Consider the following 17,367-nt stretch of genomic DNA (forward strand, 5'->3'; position numbering starts at 1 on the left):
TTTGCTGAGTAATGCCGAATCATTGTGCGCGGGCTTTTTTTCGACCCAAGAATTTTTTCCAAGCCTGGCTGCGCGGCAACTTGTCTTCAATCACCATTCCCAGATCTTCCACCAAAAGCTGATCGCAGCATTGCGCTGCGGTGTAGATCGTATTCTGCTGTCCGAACTGGGTGTTTATGCGAAAGCTGGAGAGTTTCGATCTGTTTTTGGCCCATGTTACCGAGAGCTTTCTCGCATACCAGAGCCATTGGCTTTTGGCCTTTTCAAGTGCTTTTTCACATCCTAGGATGCGTGCGTGCTGTTCGAGCGAAGACATGATGCTTTCCGAAGTCTCGGGGTCTTTTTTGATCGCTTCAACAAGCACGGTGACGTACCATGAACGGTAATCGAGTGATATCGGCACCTCTGGAAAGTGATGTTTCACGGTTTCAAGAGTACTCAGAAATTCTAGCGCAGTCGACTTGGAGATGGGCATCACGTCGTCAACGGTGTCAAGGCGCGTCTCGGACTTGAACTTTGATTGCTCCATGCTTTGCGCGTTTTTGGTTCCCTGTGCGCTGAAACTTCCGCCGTTGCTTGCCGGACTGTGACCATTGATCGAGAAAGCATGGTTGCAGTGCAGGAACCTTCCACCAAGCTGGGTCGAGCGAAAACTGACGAAAAGATCTGGACTGCGTGCCAACATGCACACCCCGTCTTGTCGCGCAATTCTTCCTAGGTAATCACGTGACATACAGCCGTGGTATAGTTGAGGTAAGGGATGGAAGAGATCGAGACGCCCTCTCTCGAGTGCATGGAGTCTGTCGGTTGCATCCATAAGCGCAGGCTTGCCGAATAGCTTGCTTCGAACGAGCCGAACGCCTCCAACTCGGCTTCCATACCCGTCGACAGGCCAGCCATATACCGGGAAATCCCAGCTTAGTGCGTCAGGACGATGTACTTCCAAGATTTTACGAAGGAACGGGAACTGCCCGGGGATGATGCCGTCGTCATCCCCGAAATAGATAACGTAGTCGCCGGTGCTTTGATGAAGGGCAAATTCGAAATTCTGGCGCATCGACAGGCGCGCCCCAGTATTGACGTAGCGGACCCGTGGATCCTGCGCTTCGGATACAACCTTTTGGGTTTCATCGACTGAGGCATTGTCGCTCACCAAGATCTCGATGTTGGTATCAATGATGGCTGTTGCCGTCGCTAGCGAATGACGCAGATACTGGGCACGGTCCCGAGTAGGAATAACAATTGAGATAAGCATTTGTGGCACCACAGTCTAGTATTTCGATTGCATTAAAGCTTTGACATTGCGTCCGCAACACTAGGGTGCTGAAGCATAAGGCAGCTTTTGGTGAAACGACGTTCTGTGTCAGTCTTGAGACTTTAGGAACCCGATAACATGTATCTGAACCTTAGCAGCCGGATCTGACTGGTACAGTCTGATCATTAGTGCATTGTCGGCCTGGGTTCCATCGTGGTGATAGTTTCCGGCGCAGGTGGTCGGCACCCCAGGGCGCTATGCGGTCGCTTTGTGTTATAGTGTTCTCTCCAGCGCTCAATGATGATCTGCGCTTCTCCGGGCGAGTAGAAGATTTCGCGGTTCAGCATTTCGTCGCGGAAGCGGGCATTAAAGCTCTCGATGTAGCTGTTTTCCCAAGGGCTGCGCGGCTTAATGAACGTGGTCTTGGCGCCCACCGACTCGATCCATGCCCGGACATCCTTAGCAACGAATTCAGGGCCATTTTCGCTGCGGACCAATGCTGGTCGCCCACGCAGGATGGAGAGATCGGTGAGGGCATCAATCACGTCGGTCGAGTTCAGCTTTCGCTTCATCCGTAGCCGGTCCGCTTCCAGCCAAACGGCGCAATGTCACGGTTTTCGCGCTCAAGTCACGGCTTTCCCTTCACCCCTAATAAAAATCAATAGCGTAACGGATTATCTGTCACGCCTTTCTACAAGGCGTCCACAGAAGTCCGGTGCATAGAGGTGCATCTTTGCAGCAAGAAGCGGATCGCAACCCAGCGACCCGTCGTGAGGCAAGGAGCAAGATCGTGGCAAAGCTCACGCAAGATCAACTGGCCGCGCGATGGCACATGTCGCCGCGCACGCTGGAACAGTGGCGCTGGCTCGGGAAGGGGCCGAGGTTTCTCAAGATCGGGGCGCGCGTTCTCTATGACGAAGATGTCATCGAGGACTTCGAGGCTGGTCAGGCCTGCCAGAACACGCATGGGCCCATCGGGTCGGAGGGCGCGTGATGGCGAAGAAGTTTCCGGGAAACAGGATCAAGTCGCACCGCATCTACACGGTCTGGGAGATTTCAGATCTCCTGGGCTGTCACAAGCAGACGATTATCCGCTGGATCAAATACCACGGTCTGATGGCCTACACGAGCACCAAACCCTGGCTGATCGAGGGGCATGACCTAAAGGCGTTCCTCGGCGCGCGGCAATCGAAGGCGCGCTGTAAACTCGCGCCGCACCATTGCTACTGCCTGGGTGTCTAACGTCAGCACCTACCGGACAGATTTAGGTGTTTGAGGAACGGAGGATTTCTGGTTCATCGAAGCCATAATGGAGCGAAGATGAACAAGAGATCCGGAACATCCAAGGATGCTGCTGACAAGCTTGTTAGGGGTATCAAGCGTAAGACCCGCAAGCACTACTCGGCGGAGGAGAAGATCCGCATCGTGCTTGCCGGGATGCGGGGCGAAGAAAGCATAGCGGCCCTGTGCCGTCGTGAAGGGATCGCTGAGAGCCTTTATTACAGCTGGTCGAAGGAGTTTCTTGAGGCTGGGAAGAACCGGCTGGCGGGTGACACAGCCCGTCAGGCGACAGCTCCCGAGGTCAAGGAACTGCGCTCTGAGGCAGCCGCGCTGAAAGAAGTGGTCGCGGAGCTGACACTGGAGAACAGGCTGCTCAAAAAAAGCACGTTCGGGGATGGGGAGGACGACGCATGAGATACCCAGCCTCGGAGAAGCTCGAGATCATTCGGACAGTCGAAGCCTCGCATTTGCCGGTCAGGCGGACCCTGACCTGTCCGTCTTCAGAGTTTTTCGGACAAGTCGTTTGTTTTGGTAACGGAGGCTCTGGTTCGGTTTCTGTTTGAGTTTAGGCGACCGCGGCTTTGTGCTGCAACCGGCGCTTTCGGATTGTCTGTTTCTTGATCTCCTCTCTCATTTTCAGGATCGTCCGACCCCGACCGTGGTAGACGTCAGCCGGCGTCAGGTTATCCAGGCTCTCGTGGTATCGCCGAGTGTTGTAGTATCCGACGAAGTCGCCGATCTGGCGTTCAAGATCCCCCGGCAGATAGTAGTTCTCCAGCAGAACCCGGTTCTTCATGGTCTGGTGCCAGCGTTCGATCTTGCCCTGGGTCTGTGGGTGGTGCGGCGCTCCGCGGACGTGATCCATACCTTTGGTATCGAGGTAGTCGGCCAGGTCGGCCGCAACGTAGGACGAGCCGTTGTCGCTGAGCAGCCGGGGCTTGTGAACGACTGTCGCATGAGCACAGCCCGAGGCCTCCAGCGCCAGATCCAGCGTGTCCGTCACATCCACGGCCTTCATTGTCGTGCAGAGCTTCCACGCGATGATGTAGCGGCTGTAATCGTCGAGGATCGTGCTGAGATAGAACCAGCCCCAACCGATGACCTTGAGATAGGTGAAGTCGGTTTGCCAGAGTTCGTTGGGCCGAGTTGTCTTGTCCCGGAACTCATCGGCGGCACGGATCACCACATGGGCCGGAGCCGTGATCAGGTCCTGGGCCTTGAGAATGCGGTATGCCGAGGACTCAGATACAAAATACCGTTTCTCATCGGTGTATTTGACCGCCAATTCCCGTGGCGTCAGATCCTCATGATCCAGCGCGAACTCAACGAAGGCGTCGCGGATCTCGTCCGGGATGCGGTTCCACACCGCCCGAGGCCGCGGGGACGTGTCACGCAAAGCGTCAACGCCGCCATCGGCCCACCGCGCATACCACTGGTAATAGGTGCTGCTGGGAATGCCGAGCATGGTCAGGGTCCGCCTGACCGGCAAATGCGAGGCTTCGACTGTCCGAATGATCTCGAGCTTCTCCGAGGCTGGGTATCTCATGCGTCGTCCTCCCCATCCCCGAACGTGCTTTTTTTGAGCAGCCTGTTCTCCAGTGTCAGCTCCGCGACCACTTCTTTCAGCGCGGCTGCCTCAGAGCGCAGTTCCTTGACCTCGGGAGCTGTCGCCTGACGGGCTGTGTCACCCGCCAGCCGGTTCTTCCCAGCCTCAAGAAACTCCTTCGACCAGCTGTAATAAAGGCTCTCAGCGATCCCTTCACGACGGCACAGGGCCGCTATGCTTTCTTCGCCCCGCATCCCGGCAAGCACGATGCGGATCTTCTCCTCCGCCGAGTAGTGCTTGCGGGTCTTACGCTTGATACCCCTAACAAGCTTGTCAGCAGCATCCTTGGATGTTCCGGATCTCTTGTTCATCTTCGCTCCATTATGGCTTCGATGAACCAGAAATCCTCCGTTCCTCAAACACCTAAATCTGTCCGGTAGGTGCTGACGTTAGACACCCGACAGCTGCTTTGGTTTGATGCCGTCACACCAATCAAGCTGTTTGCCACTACGGCTTCGCTGCGCTGCTGTTCTGTATCAAACGATTGTCGGTTCACTTGCCAAAACCAGGGCTGGCTCGCGGGGGCACTTCTTATGACTTGCCGCTAGTTGCCAGCAGGGCTCAAGGATCTTCAAAATAATGCGCCCTATTTGCGCCCTACACACGGCGCGCAACTTACATGATGTCCGTTAAGTTTTTGATTTCAGTGGTGAGCCGTGCAGGATTCGAACCTGCGACCCACTGATTAAAAGTCAGTTGCTCTACCAACTGAGCTAACGGCCCACTAGGCGGCCTATCTAGAAAGAGGGGACAGGGGGGTCAAGCCCCAATTGCAGGGAATTTTCCGCTGTGGCTGGATTCGTCGCAACAGGGGCTTTATATGCGCGGCCATGACGGATGCGCAGTATATCGGATTGCCCTTCATGAAGATGCACGGGCTGGGAAACGACTTTGTCGTTGTGGACGCGCGTGCCCGGTCGGTGGCGATCACGCCGGCGCTGGCGCAGGCGGTCGGCGACCGGCATCGCGGGATCGGATTCGATCAGTTGGCGGTGATCCGTCAGGGCGCGGATGGCGTCGATGCGCATCTGGAATTCTGGAACAGTGACGGCACGCAGGCCGGGGCTTGCGGGAACGCTACGCGGTGTATTGCGCGGTTTCTGCTGAATGAGACGGGCCGCGACAGGCTGCACCTGACCACGGCAAGGGGGCACCTCTATGCCGTCGATGCGGGCGACGGGCTGACGTCCGTCAATATGGGGGCGCCCTTGCTGGAGTGGGACGGGGTGCCGCTCGCCGAGGAGATGGACACGCTGGAGCTGCCCATCGAGGGCGGGCCGGTGGCGACCGGCATGGGGAATCCGCATTGTACCTTCTTCGTCGATGACGCCGAGGCGATCCCGCTGGAGAGTTTCGGGCCACGGTACGAGCATCATCCGCTGTTTCCCGAACGGACTAACGTTCAGGTGGCCAGCGTGATCGGCGCCGATCACATCCGGATGCGGGTGTGGGAGCGGGGCGTGGGTGTGACGCTGGCCTCGGGCTCGTCCTCCTGTGCCGTGGCCGTGGCGGCGGCGCGGCGGGGACTGACGGGGCGTGATGTGCGGATCGAGCTGGATGGCGGGACCTTGCGGGTGGAGTGGCGCGACGATGGCGTGTGGATGACCGGGCCGACGATGCATGTCTGTGATGGCGTGCTGACGCCCGATTTCCTAAGGTCTGCAAAATGAGCGCGCCGGTTTTCACCACGCTGGGCTGTCGGCTGAACGCCTACGAGACGGAAGCCATGAAAGAGCTTGCCGGCGAGGTGGGTCTGGAAAATGCCGTGGTGGTCAACACCTGCGCGGTGACCGCCGAGGCGGTGCGCAAGGCACGGCAGGAGATTCGCAAGCTGCGGCGCGACAATCCGAACGCGCGGCTGATCGTGACGGGCTGCGCGGCGCAGACGGAGCCCGAGACGTTTACCGCGATGGATGAGGTGGATGCCGTCATCGGCAACACCGAGAAGATGGTGCGCGACACCTGGGCTGGCCTCGCTGCCGATTTCATCGGCGAGACCGAGGCGGTTCAGGTGGACGACATCATGAGTGTCACAGAGACGGCGGGGCACCTGATTGACGGCTTTGGCACGCGGAGCCGGGCCTATGTTCAGGTGCAGAACGGCTGTGACCATCGCTGCACCTTCTGCATCATCCCCTACGGCCGGGGCAATTCGCGCAGCGTGCCGGCGGGGGTCGTAGTGGACCAGATCAAGCGGCTGGTCGACCGGGGCTATAACGAGGTGGTGCTGACCGGCGTCGACCTGACAAGCTGGGGCGCGGACCTGCCGGCGGAGCCGAAGCTGGGCGATCTGGTGATGCGTATCCTGAAGCTGGTGCCGGATCTGCCGCGACTGCGTATTTCGTCGATCGATTCGATCGAGGTGGACGAGAACCTGATGCAGGCGATTGCCACCGAAAGCCGCCTGATGCCGCATCTGCATCTGAGTTTGCAGCATGGCGACGACCTGATCCTGAAGCGCATGAAGCGGCGGCATCTGCGGGACGACGCGATCCGATTTTCCGAGGAGGCGCGCAAGCTGCGCCCCGATATGACATTCGGCGCGGACATCATCGCCGGGTTCCCGACCGAGACAGAGACGGCGTTCGAGAACTCGCTGCGGCTGGTCGAGGAGTGTGGGCTGACATGGCTGCATGTCTTCCCCTACAGCCCGCGTCCGGGCACCCCGGCGGCACGGATGCCGCAAGTGGACGGGCGGGCGATCAAGGATCGTGCGGCGCGGCTGCGGGCGGCGGGTGAGGCGCGGGTGGCGCGGCATCTAGACGAACAAAAGGGGCGGGTGCATCGGGTGTTGCTGGAGAATGCCCGGATGGGGCGCACCGAGCAGTTTACCGAGGTGACGTTCGGCAGTGACCAGCCTGAAGGGCAGATCGTGTCGGCCCGCGTGACAGGCCATGATGCGTCGCGGCTGACGGCGGACACGGCCTTGTGCTAGCGAGCGTGGTGTGCGGGGCCTTTTCTGCTACCCATCGAAGCGCTTTGATTGTGACAGGGACAATTCTTTGCTGGCCGTGACGGAGGTCGTTGCGACATGGTGGGCGTGAAGGAGACCCGCCATGCATCCCAACCCGATCTTTCGCCAGACGCCGGAGGCGCGGAATGTCGCGTTCGCGCGGGCGCAAGGCTTTGGCGTGTTGGCGGTTGTGGCCGAGGGGGCGCCGCTGATGAGCCACATCCCGTTCCTGTTGTCCGAGGACGGAGCGGTGGCGGAGTTTCACCTTGTGCGGTCGAACCCGATTGCGCGGGCGCTGGCCGCGCCTTTGCATGCGCGGCTCGCTGTCGTTGGGCCTCACTCCTACGTTTCGCCGGACTGGTACGGGGTGGAGGACCAGGTGCCGACGTGGAATTACGTGGCGGTGCATCTGGTGGGGGATGTCGAATTGCGGCCGCAGGACGAGATGCGCGATCTGCTGGACCGGCAGTCGGCGCAGTTGGAGGATCAGTTGCTGCCGAAGGTGCCGTGGAAAACCGAAAAGATGACGCCGGACGTTCTGGACCGGATGATGCGCCAGATCGTGCCGTGCCGGATGCGGGTGGACGAGATCCATGGCACGTGGAAGCTGAATCAGAACAAAGCGGATGACGTGCGCCTGCGGGCCGCCGAGGCGGTGGAGGCGTCGGGGATGGGCGTTGAGATCGGAGTCCTTGCGGCGCTGATGCGAGATGCGGGCGGCTAGACCCCATGGCGCGGGCGAAGTAGCTTGCGGTGAAAATCGAAAGGGATGTGCGATGCAACTGATCTCTGCCAAGCCGTCGCCCTATGGGCGCAAGGTGAAAGTGACGCTGATCGAGACCGGGCTGATCGACGAGGTCGAGATGGTCGAGGTGATGACAACGCCGGTGGCGACTGACACCACGGTGGCGGCGGCGAACCCGGTGGGCAAGATCCCGGCGCTGGTGCGCGACGAGGGACCGACGCTCTATGACAGCCGGGTGATCTGTCGCTACCTCGATGCGCGGGCGGGCACGAAGCTGTATCCCGAGGGCCGGATCTGGGAGACGCTGACGCTGGAGGCGACGGCGGAAGGGATACTGGATGCCGCCCTTGCCATGGTCTACGAGCGGCGGGTGCGGCCCGAGAACATGGTCTACGAGCCATGGATCGAGGCGCAGTGGGAAAAGATCTCCCGCAGCGTGGCGGCGATCAACGCGCGGTGGATGAGCCATCTGCGCGGGCCGCTGGATGCGGGGCAGATCGCGGTGGGCTGTGCGCTGGGGTATCTCGATTTCCGGCTGGACGACCGCGGCTGGCGCAAAGGGAATGACGCGCTGGACGACTGGTTCGCCGTCTTTGCGGAGCGCGAGAGCATGACGGCCAGCGCGCCCGACTGAGTCAGAAGATGAAGTCGTCGGCGGCGAGCGGCGCTTCGAGGCCGGTGAAGATGATCGTGTCACCATTGCCGAGGTCGATCAGTGCCTGGTCGCCGGAATAGGTGATAAGAGCTTCGATGTCGGCGAAGGACGTAAAGCCGAAGCCGCTGATGCCGACCTGGTCGATGCCGGTCTCGAAATTGTCGATCACGTCGTTGCCGTTGCCCTGGATGAAATAGACCGTGTCCACATCGCCATCGTCTGTCAGGTAGATGAAATCGTCGCCTGTGCCGCCGAACACGATATCGGCGCCGTCGCCGGTGTGGATGCTGTCGTTGCCGGCCTCGCCATAGAGGTTGTCGTCGCCCTCGCCGCCCACGATCACGTCATCGCCGCCATTTGCGATGATCACGTCATTGCCCAGCCCGCCGAAGACGCTGTCGTTCCCCGCGCCGCTTTCGATCGTGTCGTTGCCGGCGAAACCGTACAGTTTCTGGGCTTCATCGACATAGACGTGGAAGATGTGGTCGTCCTCGCCGGTGCCATGCACCTCGCTCGGCAGGACACGGCCGCCGGGGGCGCCATCGTGGCTGTCTTCACCATCGGTGAAATCGCCGGGCAGGTCGGGGCGGTCGCCCAAGCTGAAAATGCCGTCATTAGGGGACTTCGTGCCGGTGAAGTCGTCGCTGGCACTGTCGATGAATTGGAGGCTGTCGCGTTTCATTTTTGGTCCTCTGCGTTGAATCTGACGATGTGTCGGGTCGCAGAGCCGAAGCGTTCAAAGAAAGCGGCCCGGGATGACGACGCCCCGGGCCACACCTTTGCATCTCAGGTCAGCAGGCGCCGCAGCGGTGGGATGCGGGAGATCACCAGCACGTCGAGCGCGATGACCGCAATCAGGGTCAGGCCCGCTAGGGGGAAGGCCAGCGACACCAGAAGCCCCACCAGCACCGCGCCGGACCAGAGCGGCATGTTGGACGGCATCGGCGGCGGGGCGAGGCGGGCGCTGCCTGACGGGCGGCGTTTCCACCACATCACCACCGCCGTCACGCAAAGCATCAGCACGGTCAGGCAGAAGGCGGTGTTGGCCAGAACGCTCCACAGCCCCAGCGTGCCCATGTGAAGGGCGATGCCTACGGCCATGGCCTTGCCTGCCAGCGAGTAATCCTCGTAGCGGATATCTGCGAGAATGCGGCCGGTGTAGCGGTCCACATGGGTGGTGCGGTCGGTTGTGGGATTCACGTCGTCGGTGTTCATCGAATCCCGCCCGAACGTGTAGACGCCCGTTTCGCCCGAGGGCAGGTTCATCTGGTAGCGCCCGTCAAAGCCGATCTGCCGCGCGAGCGCGTCCATACTATCGATATTGACCGGGGTGCCGGGGGCGAGGCCGTCGGTGCCGGCTTGGCTGCCAGAGGCGGGCAGGGGTGTCTGTTCCAGCACCCAGGGCACGTCGGCGCGGCCCGCGTTGAGGCTGGCATGGGTGGCGTCGGAAAGGGGAACGCTGTCCCATTTCTCGGCTGGGAACTGGCTCCAGGCTTGGACCATCTTGGCGCCCCAAACACCAGTCCATGCGAGGCCCGACAGCAGGAAGAAGGTGAATATGATCGAGATCCAGAAGCCCGCTGCGCCGTGCAGGGCACGCCAGCCGGCGCGACCTTTGCCAAGCCGGGGCAACAGAGCCTCGCGCCAGGTGCCGCCGCCACGAGGCCACCACAAGTAAAGGCCGGTGGCGATCAGGACCATGCCGATGGAGGCGGCGATTTCCAGCATCCGGTCGCCGGTCACGCCAAGCTTGATATCGCTGTGCAGGCTGTCGGCAAAGTCGTACCAGCCGCTGCGGCGCGGCCAGCTTTGGATGACCTGAGCCGTGTAGGGATCGATGGCGACCATCTGCGGGCCGGTGGCGTCGTCCACGCGGAAGACGGCTGCGACATCATCGGTGCGGGGCGCGATATAGGCCCGCAACTCGCCGCCCTCGATGGCGGCGAGGGCGGCCTTGGCCTGGTCTGAGACGGCGGTGGGCGCGTCCAACGCGGTGACGGGTATGCGTTCGCCGTCGCGGCCATCGAGGTGCGCGATCCAGAGCATCATGAGGCCGGTGATGGCCAGAAGGGTGAAGAAGGGGATGACGTAGAGCCCGGCGTAGAAGTGCCAGCGCCACGCCGCGCGGTAGAGTTTCTGCGGGTCATGCGCAGCGGTCGGGGCCGCGCCCATGGGGGTTGGGTCGGAAACCATGACGGTTCTCCTTTGATGTGAAGCAGTTGGGTAAGTGCAGTCAGATCAAAGGTATGCAGGGGGTGCGCGGGGCTGCGCCGGCGGAAAGCCGGGGCGCGGAAGCGGGGCTGCCGCGAGGATGCGAACCGCGTCGCGATGGGTGGCGCGGATTGTGCGCGCTGCGACGATCGGGGCGATGACCGGATCGGCGGCCTTGGCGTGTGTGACCCAGGGGCAGGGTACATCCTTTGCCTCGACCGGGGTGCCGGTTTCATCGACGGTTATGCTGCGCTGGGCGTCGCCGGTACACAGCACGACGGTGATGCCACCGGGCTGGAACTGGGGCATGGTGCCCGGTGCGAAGGACGAAAAGGCGGTGAAGACGGAAAGAAACGCCCAGAGCAACATCAGGCTGATGCCGCAGGTCGCGCCGGACCGGGAAGGGCGTTTCGTTGTCATGGAAGATCAGTAGCGCGCCCTGACGGGGCGCGCCAGACCTCAAAGCGTTTCGCCTTTAACGAGAGCCATCCGCTAAAGGCGAAACGCCTGCCACGATCGAGAGTTTCGCGGCGTTTCACGACAAGCTGCACATCAGGTTTGCCGCGAAACGCTTCAGAAGCTGTAGCTGATGCCGAAATTGACCGCGTGGGTCAGCAGGTCGGTGCTGAGGCGGCCATCGGGCTGGCCGGGGTCGCCATCGATGGTGATGTCGTTCTCGGAATACGTCATCTGGTATTCGCCAAAGAGCGCCCAGCTTTCAGTGAAGTCGTACTTGATGCCCGCGATGCCGCGCACCGCGACGCCGGTGTTTTCGTAATCGTAGGTCCGGTTGGTCGCACCCACGGCCAGCGCATCCACATGCGGTATGGCGACGCCGAGGCCACCGCCGACATAGGGCGTGAAACGGCCCTGATTGAACGCGCCGGGCCAGCGTTTCATGACGTTGGCGGTGAAGATATTGTGGCCGTCCGACAGCTCGAACCGGGTGAGACCCACGGCGGCGGCGTCACCGGCAGGCATGTAGGCCTTGGTGTGCGTGCCCTCAAGCCCGAAGCCCCAGTTGGTGTCGGTCCAGTACATGACGCGGCCACCGTAATATATAGGCGCGTCGAAGGGCTTGCCTTCCCAGCCGATGTTGCGGCTGAAGCCGCCGCCGCCATTAGGCAGTGTGCCACTGGCGGTGCTTTCGGTCACGCCTTGCGCGCCAAGATAGAAGCTGAGCTCGATCTCGGCAGCGGCGGGGCTGGTCATGGCGACGAGGGCGAACAGGGAAACACGAACGGAATTCAGCATGATACGGGCCTTTTCAGCGACAGGGCAGGTTGGCTCGTGCTTACACCCACGTTCCGGACGTCACAAGCGCGACAGATGAGCGCCCTCTTCAAATGATTGGCATTGTGCACTGGACGCCTCAGGCAACCTTGGATAAATACCCGCATGACCGCGGTTTCGGGGGAGTCGTCCGTCCGCCGCATACGGGAATTTGCCGAGAAGGCTCAGACAGATTGGAGATTGGCTCGTGTCCCACGCAGAAGATCACGAAGGTACACGCAGAGATTTCATTTACTACGCGACCGGCGGCGCCGGTGCCGTGGCGGTCGGGGCAGCCGTTTGGCCGCTGATTGACCAGATGAACCCCTCTGCCGACGTTCAGGCGCTCAGTTCGATCCGTGTGGATGTATCCGGTGTCGACCAGGGCTCGCAGCTGACGGTGAAGTGGCTGGGCAAGCCGGTCTTCATCCGTCGCCGCACCGAGGCCGAGATCGAAGCCGCGCGCAGCGTGGACGTCTCCAGCCTGCCCGACCAGGTGGCGCGCAACGAGAACCTGCAGGGCGAGGCCGCGGCCACCGACGAGAACCGTGCGCTGGACGAGACCGGCGAGTGGCTGGTTCAGATCGGCGTTTGCACGCACCTTGGCTGTGTGCCGCTGAGCAATGCCGGCGATTACGTGCTGGACAGCGGCGTGGGCGGCTGGTTCTGCCCCTGCCACGGGTCGCACTACGACACGTCGGGCCGCATCCGGAAAGGCCCCGCGCCGGAAAACCTGCCGGTGCCGGTTGCCGAATTCGTCGACGAAACGACCGTTAAGCTGGGATAAGGAATAACACTCATGGCTGGAATTCCTCACGACCATTACGAACCGAAAAGCAGTGGTGAAAAGTGGCTGAACCGCCGCCTTCCCATTGTCGGTCTTCTCTATGACACGATCATGATCCCCACGCCCAAGAACCTGAACTGGATGTGGATCTGGGGGATCGTGCTCACCTTTTGCCTGGCGTTGCAGATCATCACCGGGATCGTCCTGGCGATGCATTACACGCCGCACGTGGACGAAGCGTTCGCGTCGATCGAGCACATCATGCGCAACGTCAACGGCGGGCACATGCTGCGGTACCTGCACATGAACGGTGCCTCGCTGTTCTTCTTTGCGGTCTACCTGCATATTTTCCGCGGTCTCTATTACGGCTCCTACAAGGCGCCGCGCGAGATCACGTGGATCGTGGGCATGCTGATCTACCTGTTGATGATGGGTACGGCCTTCATGGGCTACGTGCTGCCCTGGGGTCAGATGTCGTTCTGGGGCGCCACGGTGATCACCGGGCTGTTCGGGGCGATCCCGCTGATCGGTGAGCCGATCCAGACCTGGCTGCTGGGCGGACCGGCGGTGGACAACGCCACGCTGAACCGCTTCTTCAGCCTGCACTACCTTCTGCCCTTCGTGATTGCCGCACTGGTTGCGGTGCACATCTGGGCGTTCCACACCACGGGCAACAACAACCCCACTGGCGTCGAAGTGCGCCGCACGTCGAAGGCCGAGGCCGAGAAGGACACCGTTCCGTTCTGGCCCTACTTCGTGATCAAGGACCTGTTCGCGCTGGCCGTGATCCTGGCGGTGTTCTTCGCGATCGTGGGCTTCATGCCGAACTACCTGGGCCACCCCGACAACTATATCGAGGCGAACGCCCTGGCGACGCCGGCGCATATCGTGCCCGAATGGTATTTCCTGCCGTTCTACGCGATCCTGCGGGCGTTCACGTCGGAAGTGTGGGTGGTGCAGTTCGCATCGTTCATCACCGGCGGGATCATCGATGCCAAGTTCTTCGGCGTTCTGGCTATGTTCGGCGCGATCGCCGTGATGGCGCTTGCCCCGTGGCTGGACACCTCGATGGTGCGGTCGGGCCGGTATCGTCCGATGTTCAAGTGGTGGTTCTGGCTGCTGGCGCTCGACTTCGTCATCCTGATGTGGCTGGGTGCGCGTCCGGCGGAAGAGCCCTATGCGACCTACTCGCTGATCGCCTCGACCTATTGGTTCGCCTATTTCCTGGTGATCCTGCCGCTGTTGGGCGTGATCGAGAAACCGTTGCCGCAGCCTGAGACGATCGAGGAAGACTTCAAGGCGCATAAGGCGGCAAGCGGCGGCACGGCCACCGTAGCCAGCCCGGCAGAGTAAGAGAAAGGATCAGGCAAATGATGAAGACATTCGCGATCAGCGCAGTCACGGCCCTGGCCCTTTCGACTGGCGGCGCATTCGCCGCCGGTGAGGGCGGCGAGACCAAGGACGTGGACTTTTCGTTCGAAGGACCGTTCGGCAGCTTTGACCAAGCGCAACTTCAGCGTGGGCTCCAGGTTTATACCGAGATCTGTTCTGCCTGCCACGGCCTGCAATACGTGCCGCTGCGCACGCTCAGCGATCCGGGCGGTCCGCAGTTTTCGGACGCCGAGGTGCGCGCCTATGCCGAGCAGAACTATGAAGTGTTCGACGAGGAACTGGACGACTTCCGTGCGGCACGCCCGGTCGATCACTTCCCGGGGTCCAATCTGGAAAACGCGCCGGACCTGAGCCTGATGGCCAAGGCCCGCGCCGGTTTCCACGGGCCGGCCGGCACCGGGATCAACCAGTTGGTCAAAGGCATGGGCGGTGCAGAATACATCTATTCCCTGCTGACCAGCTATACCGGCGAAACCAAAGAAGAAGCGGGCACCACGTTCTACGAGAACAAGGCCTACCCGGGCACCTGGATCGCCATGGCCCCGCCGCTATACGGTGAAGACGTGGAATATGCCGATGGTCACGCAAACGACCTGAGCGCCATTTCCAAGGACGTGTCGGCCTTCCTGATGTGGACGGCGGAACCCAAGATGATGGACCGCAAGCAGGCGGGCCTGACCGGTGTGATCTTCCTGACGCTTCTGTCGGTGCTGCTGTACCTGACCAACAAGCGGATCTGGAAGCCGATCAAGAAGAAATACGAAAGCTGAGAGATCGGCCTTTGCTAAGATTTGGAAGTCCCCGTTGCGATGCAGCGGGGGCTTTTGCTTGGAGGGCCGCGCATAGGCGGGCCGTGGTGCGGCGACGCGCAAGGCTTTGATCGCTACCTTGGCAAAGGGTTCAGCGCCTTGTTGTAGGGCTTCCAGTCGGTGATCTCTGGATAGTATTTCTCGCGCCAGCGCCGCACGCGGGGGTTCATCACCCGGCGCCACAGCGGCGGGATCATCGCCGCCACTGTCATTACCGGGTAGCCGTAGGGCAGTTGCGGTGCCTCATCCTCGGAGTAATTCTGCAAGAGCGGGAAGCGGCGGTTGGGCTTGTAGTGGTGGTCGGAATGCCGTTGCAGGTTGATCAGCAGCCAGTTCGAGGCCTTCTGCGCGGCATTCCAGCTGTGGTGGGGCTTCACATGTTCATACCTGCCGCCGCCAAGGTGTTTGCGGGTCAGGCCGTAATGCTCGACGTAGTTGACCAGTTCCAGCTGCCAGATGGCGATGAAGGCCTGCCAGACAAAGAGTGCGAGGCCGATCCACCCGCCGATGAGGGCGGCGAGAAGCAGCATGAAGCCTTGCAGAGCCCAATACTTCCAGAACGGGTTCTTGAGGTCCCACCAAGGCTTGCCCTTGCGGGCCAGCATGGCCTTTTCGGCTTCCCACGAGGACACCAGGCTTTCGCGCAGGACGCGGGGGAAGAAACGATGGAAGCCCTCGTTGTAGCGGGCCGTCACCGGGTCGCGCGGGGTGCCGACGTGGCGGTGGTGGACCTGAAGGTGCTCGGACCGGAAATGCGAGTAAAGCACCATCGACAGGAGCGCGTCGCCCAGGAAACGCTCGCCCTTGCCCTTCTGGTGCATGAGTTCGTGCGAGAAGTTGATGCCGACGGTGCCGGAAATCACGCCCATGCCGAAGAAAAGCAGGATGGTTTCCAGCGCGTTCAGATGCGCGTCGCCGGGGCCGGTGGCGTACCAGATCATCCAGAAAAGCAGGGCGAACTGCACCGGCGGCCAAAGCACGGTAACGGCGGTGTACATGCGGATGTGGCTCTCACGCGTTTCGGGGTCGAGGTTGTCGAGTTCCAGACCCAGCACTGCGTCGAGCGCGGCAAAGAAATACCAGGTGAAAAGCGGCAGCAGGATCACCGTCCAACCGCCCTGCGTGGCGCTGACGATCGCCAGCGGGACGAGCGAGAAGGCGGCCCAGAAGGGCAGCGCACGTTGCAGGCGCGCAACCTTGTCGGGGCCGAGATACTTGGGCGTGGTGGTCTGCATGGCCTTCACCTTTTTGTCCGCGATTATAGCGCGATGCGCGGGGGCGGGGCGATAGCGGAAATCGCCTCAGGACGTGTTCGCGGCGCAGTCTTGCAAGGGTTCGCGCGCCAAGTCAAAAACCTTGCGCATGACGGTGGGTAACTCCGTCGGTTTGAAGGCGTGGGCAGGGACAAAGCGGGTGGTTTCACCCGGATTGTTTTCCTTCGCGCCGACGCAGGCATAGGCGATTTTCAGGCGCAGGTGGAAATGCGTGAAGGTATGGCGGGCCTCTGCATCCAGCATCTGCCAGTTTGCGTCGAGCGGCGGGGCGGGGGTGGGCGCGTCGGACCAGTCGCTGCCGGGCCAGCCGAGCATGCCCCCCAGCAGGCCGCTGTCGGGGCGGCGCTCCAGCAGCCAGGCGCCATCGGCGCGGCGGGCGACATAGGCGATGCCAAACCGGGTGGGCTTGGCCTTTTTGGGAGTCTTCTTGGGCAGTTCCGCCTGCGTGCCATTCGTGCGGGCAATGCAGGGCGTGCGCCACGGGCAGATGCCGCAGGCGGGCGAGCGGGGCGTGCAGATCGTGGCGCCAAGGTCCATCACCGCCTGGGCATAGTCGCCGGGGCGCTCGGGCGGCGTGAGGGTCGCCGCGGCCTCGGTCAATTCGGGTTTGGCGGCGGGAAGGGGGGTGTGGATTTCATGCAGTCGGGCCATGACCCGCTCGACATTGCCGTCGACCACCACCGACGGCTGATCGAAGGCGATGGCGGAAATGGCGGCGGCGGTATAGGGGCCGATGCCAGGCAGTTTTTGCAATTCGGCGGCGGTGCCGGGGAACTGGCCGTCATGGTCCGAGGCCACGACGCGCGCGCATTTCAGCAGGTTGCGGGCGCGAGCGTAATACCCAAGGCCCGCCCATTCGCCCATGACCTGCGCATCCTCGGCGGCGGCGAGGTCGGTGACGGTGGGCCAGAGCGCGGTGAAGCGTTCGAAATAGCTTTTGACGGCGGCGACGGTGGTTTGTTGCAGCATCACCTCCGACAGCCAGACGAAATAGGGATAGGGGCGCACGCCGGCCTTCTTGGCATCGGGGGGCACGCGCCAAGGCATCTGGCGTGCGTGGCGGTCGTACCAATCCAGCAGTGCTGTGCTCATCTCGCTGTCACGCATCTGTTATCCCGCCTTTGCCA

Annotated in this window: 17 protein-coding genes, 1 tRNA gene and 2 pseudogenes; 10 read left to right on the top strand and 10 right to left on the bottom strand. The window is 61.7% G+C overall.

Features of this window, described 5'->3' with window-relative positions; all coding sequences use genetic code 11:
• Positions 1 to 19: 19 nt before the first annotated feature.
• Both FIU86_RS00745 and FIU86_RS00750 read right to left on the bottom strand, forming a co-directional pair.
• Positions 20 to 1,255, bottom strand: a complete 1,236-nt coding sequence (locus FIU86_RS00745) for a glycosyltransferase family 2 protein (RefSeq protein ID WP_152473329.1) — start codon at positions 1,253 to 1,255, stop codon at positions 20 to 22.
• Positions 1,256 to 1,440: 185 nt separating this feature from the next.
• Positions 1,441 to 1,833, bottom strand: a pseudogene (locus FIU86_RS00750) (integrase core domain-containing protein); the annotation flags it as partial.
• Between the two features lie 212 nt (positions 1,834 to 2,045).
• Between FIU86_RS00750 and FIU86_RS00755 the strand changes: the two are divergent.
• The 3 genes and pseudogenes from FIU86_RS00755 to FIU86_RS00765 all read left to right on the top strand — a co-directional run.
• Complete coding sequence (locus FIU86_RS00755) at positions 2,046 to 2,249, top strand: helix-turn-helix domain-containing protein (RefSeq protein WP_216647197.1); 204 nt, start codon at positions 2,046 to 2,048, stop codon at positions 2,247 to 2,249.
• On the top strand, positions 2,249 to 2,497 hold the full coding sequence (locus FIU86_RS00760) for a helix-turn-helix domain-containing protein (protein WP_152473330.1): 249 nt from the start codon (positions 2,249 to 2,251) through the stop codon (positions 2,495 to 2,497). The genes FIU86_RS00755 and FIU86_RS00760 overlap by 1 nt, the downstream gene beginning before the upstream one ends.
• Positions 2,498 to 2,575: 78 nt before the next feature.
• Positions 2,576 to 3,024, top strand: a pseudogene (locus tag FIU86_RS00765) (transposase); the annotation flags it as partial.
• A 77-nt stretch (positions 3,025 to 3,101) separates the two neighbouring features.
• Here the strand turns inward: FIU86_RS00765 and FIU86_RS00770 are convergent.
• Both FIU86_RS00770 and FIU86_RS00775 read right to left on the bottom strand, forming a co-directional pair.
• Positions 3,102 to 4,453, bottom strand: a protein-coding gene (locus FIU86_RS00770; RefSeq protein ID WP_152473331.1) for an IS3 family transposase whose coding sequence is annotated in 2 segments (ribosomal slippage) — positions 3,102 to 4,117 and positions 4,117 to 4,453 — 1,353 coding nt in all. Because the reading frame shifts where the segments join, the coding sequence is not laid out codon by codon here.
• 336 nt (positions 4,454 to 4,789) lie between these two features.
• Positions 4,790 to 4,865, bottom strand: a tRNA-Lys gene (locus tag FIU86_RS00775).
• A gap of 107 nt (positions 4,866 to 4,972) precedes the next feature.
• Here FIU86_RS00775 and dapF point away from each other — a divergent pair.
• The 4 genes from dapF to FIU86_RS00795 all read left to right on the top strand — a co-directional run bounded on the left by dapF (position 4,973) and on the right by FIU86_RS00795 (position 8,474).
• Positions 4,973 to 5,812 (top strand): diaminopimelate epimerase, encoded by an 840-nt coding sequence (gene dapF, locus FIU86_RS00780; RefSeq protein WP_152473332.1) that lies wholly within the window; start codon positions 4,973 to 4,975, stop codon positions 5,810 to 5,812.
• Positions 5,809 to 7,077: a tRNA (N(6)-L-threonylcarbamoyladenosine(37)-C(2))-methylthiotransferase MtaB gene (gene mtaB / locus FIU86_RS00785; protein WP_152473333.1), complete on the top strand. Its 1,269-nt coding sequence runs from the start codon at positions 5,809 to 5,811 to the stop codon at positions 7,075 to 7,077. Before dapF ends, mtaB begins: the two co-directional genes overlap by 4 nt.
• A gap of 121 nt (positions 7,078 to 7,198) precedes the next feature.
• Positions 7,199 to 7,819 carry an FMN-binding negative transcriptional regulator gene (locus tag FIU86_RS00790; RefSeq protein ID WP_152473334.1) on the top strand — a complete coding sequence of 207 codons (621 nt, stop codon included), beginning with the start codon at positions 7,199 to 7,201 and terminating at the stop codon, positions 7,817 to 7,819.
• A 52-nt stretch (positions 7,820 to 7,871) separates the two neighbouring features.
• The gene (locus FIU86_RS00795) at positions 7,872 to 8,474 is read left to right on the top strand and encodes a glutathione S-transferase (RefSeq protein ID WP_152473335.1); all 603 of its coding nucleotides are present in this window, start codon (positions 7,872 to 7,874) and stop codon (positions 8,472 to 8,474) included.
• 1 nt (position 8,475) lies between these two features.
• Here the strand turns inward: FIU86_RS00795 and FIU86_RS00800 are convergent, their stop codons facing one another.
• From FIU86_RS00800 to FIU86_RS00815, 4 genes are all read right to left on the bottom strand, one after another.
• Complete coding sequence (locus FIU86_RS00800) at positions 8,476 to 9,177, bottom strand: calcium-binding protein (RefSeq protein WP_152473336.1); 702 nt, start codon at positions 9,175 to 9,177, stop codon at positions 8,476 to 8,478.
• Positions 9,178 to 9,281: 104 nt separating this feature from the next.
• Positions 9,282 to 10,688: a PepSY domain-containing protein gene (locus FIU86_RS00805; RefSeq protein WP_152473337.1), complete on the bottom strand. Its 1,407-nt coding sequence runs from the start codon at positions 10,686 to 10,688 to the stop codon at positions 9,282 to 9,284.
• Positions 10,689 to 10,733: 45 nt separating this feature from the next.
• Positions 10,734 to 11,126 carry a hypothetical protein gene (locus FIU86_RS00810; protein WP_152473338.1) on the bottom strand — a complete coding sequence of 131 codons (393 nt, stop codon included), beginning with the start codon at positions 11,124 to 11,126 and terminating at the stop codon, positions 10,734 to 10,736.
• Positions 11,127 to 11,279: 153 nt separating this feature from the next.
• On the bottom strand, positions 11,280 to 11,960 hold the full coding sequence (locus tag FIU86_RS00815; protein ID WP_152473339.1) for an outer membrane protein: 681 nt from the start codon (positions 11,958 to 11,960) through the stop codon (positions 11,280 to 11,282).
• 226 nt (positions 11,961 to 12,186) lie between these two features.
• Here FIU86_RS00815 and petA point away from each other — a divergent pair, with 226 nt between their 5' ends.
• The 3 genes from petA to FIU86_RS00830 are packed head-to-tail and all read left to right on the top strand — an operon-like array spanning position 12,187 to position 14,927.
• On the top strand, positions 12,187 to 12,765 hold the full coding sequence (gene petA / locus FIU86_RS00820) for a ubiquinol-cytochrome c reductase iron-sulfur subunit (protein ID WP_152473340.1): 579 nt from the start codon (positions 12,187 to 12,189) through the stop codon (positions 12,763 to 12,765).
• A gap of 12 nt (positions 12,766 to 12,777) precedes the next feature.
• Positions 12,778 to 14,118: a cytochrome b gene (petB, locus tag FIU86_RS00825; protein WP_152473341.1), complete on the top strand. Its 1,341-nt coding sequence runs from the start codon at positions 12,778 to 12,780 to the stop codon at positions 14,116 to 14,118.
• A 17-nt stretch (positions 14,119 to 14,135) separates the two neighbouring features.
• Positions 14,136 to 14,927: a cytochrome c1 gene (locus FIU86_RS00830; RefSeq protein ID WP_152473342.1), complete on the top strand. Its 792-nt coding sequence runs from the start codon at positions 14,136 to 14,138 to the stop codon at positions 14,925 to 14,927.
• A gap of 113 nt (positions 14,928 to 15,040) precedes the next feature.
• On the opposite strand, the gene FIU86_RS00835 is transcribed toward FIU86_RS00830, so the two are convergent.
• On the bottom strand, positions 15,041 to 16,201 hold the full coding sequence (locus tag FIU86_RS00835; RefSeq protein WP_152473343.1) for an alkane 1-monooxygenase: 1,161 nt from the start codon (positions 16,199 to 16,201) through the stop codon (positions 15,041 to 15,043).
• A 66-nt stretch (positions 16,202 to 16,267) separates the two neighbouring features.
• Positions 16,268 to 17,347, bottom strand: coding sequence for an A/G-specific adenine glycosylase (gene mutY, locus FIU86_RS00840; RefSeq protein WP_152473344.1), 1,080 nt, complete (start codon positions 17,345 to 17,347; stop codon positions 16,268 to 16,270).
• Positions 17,348 to 17,367 lie beyond the last annotated feature (20 nt).

It is taken from the genome of Roseovarius sp. THAF9, assembly GCF_009363715.1.
GTDB lineage: Bacteria > Pseudomonadota > Alphaproteobacteria > Rhodobacterales > Rhodobacteraceae > Roseovarius.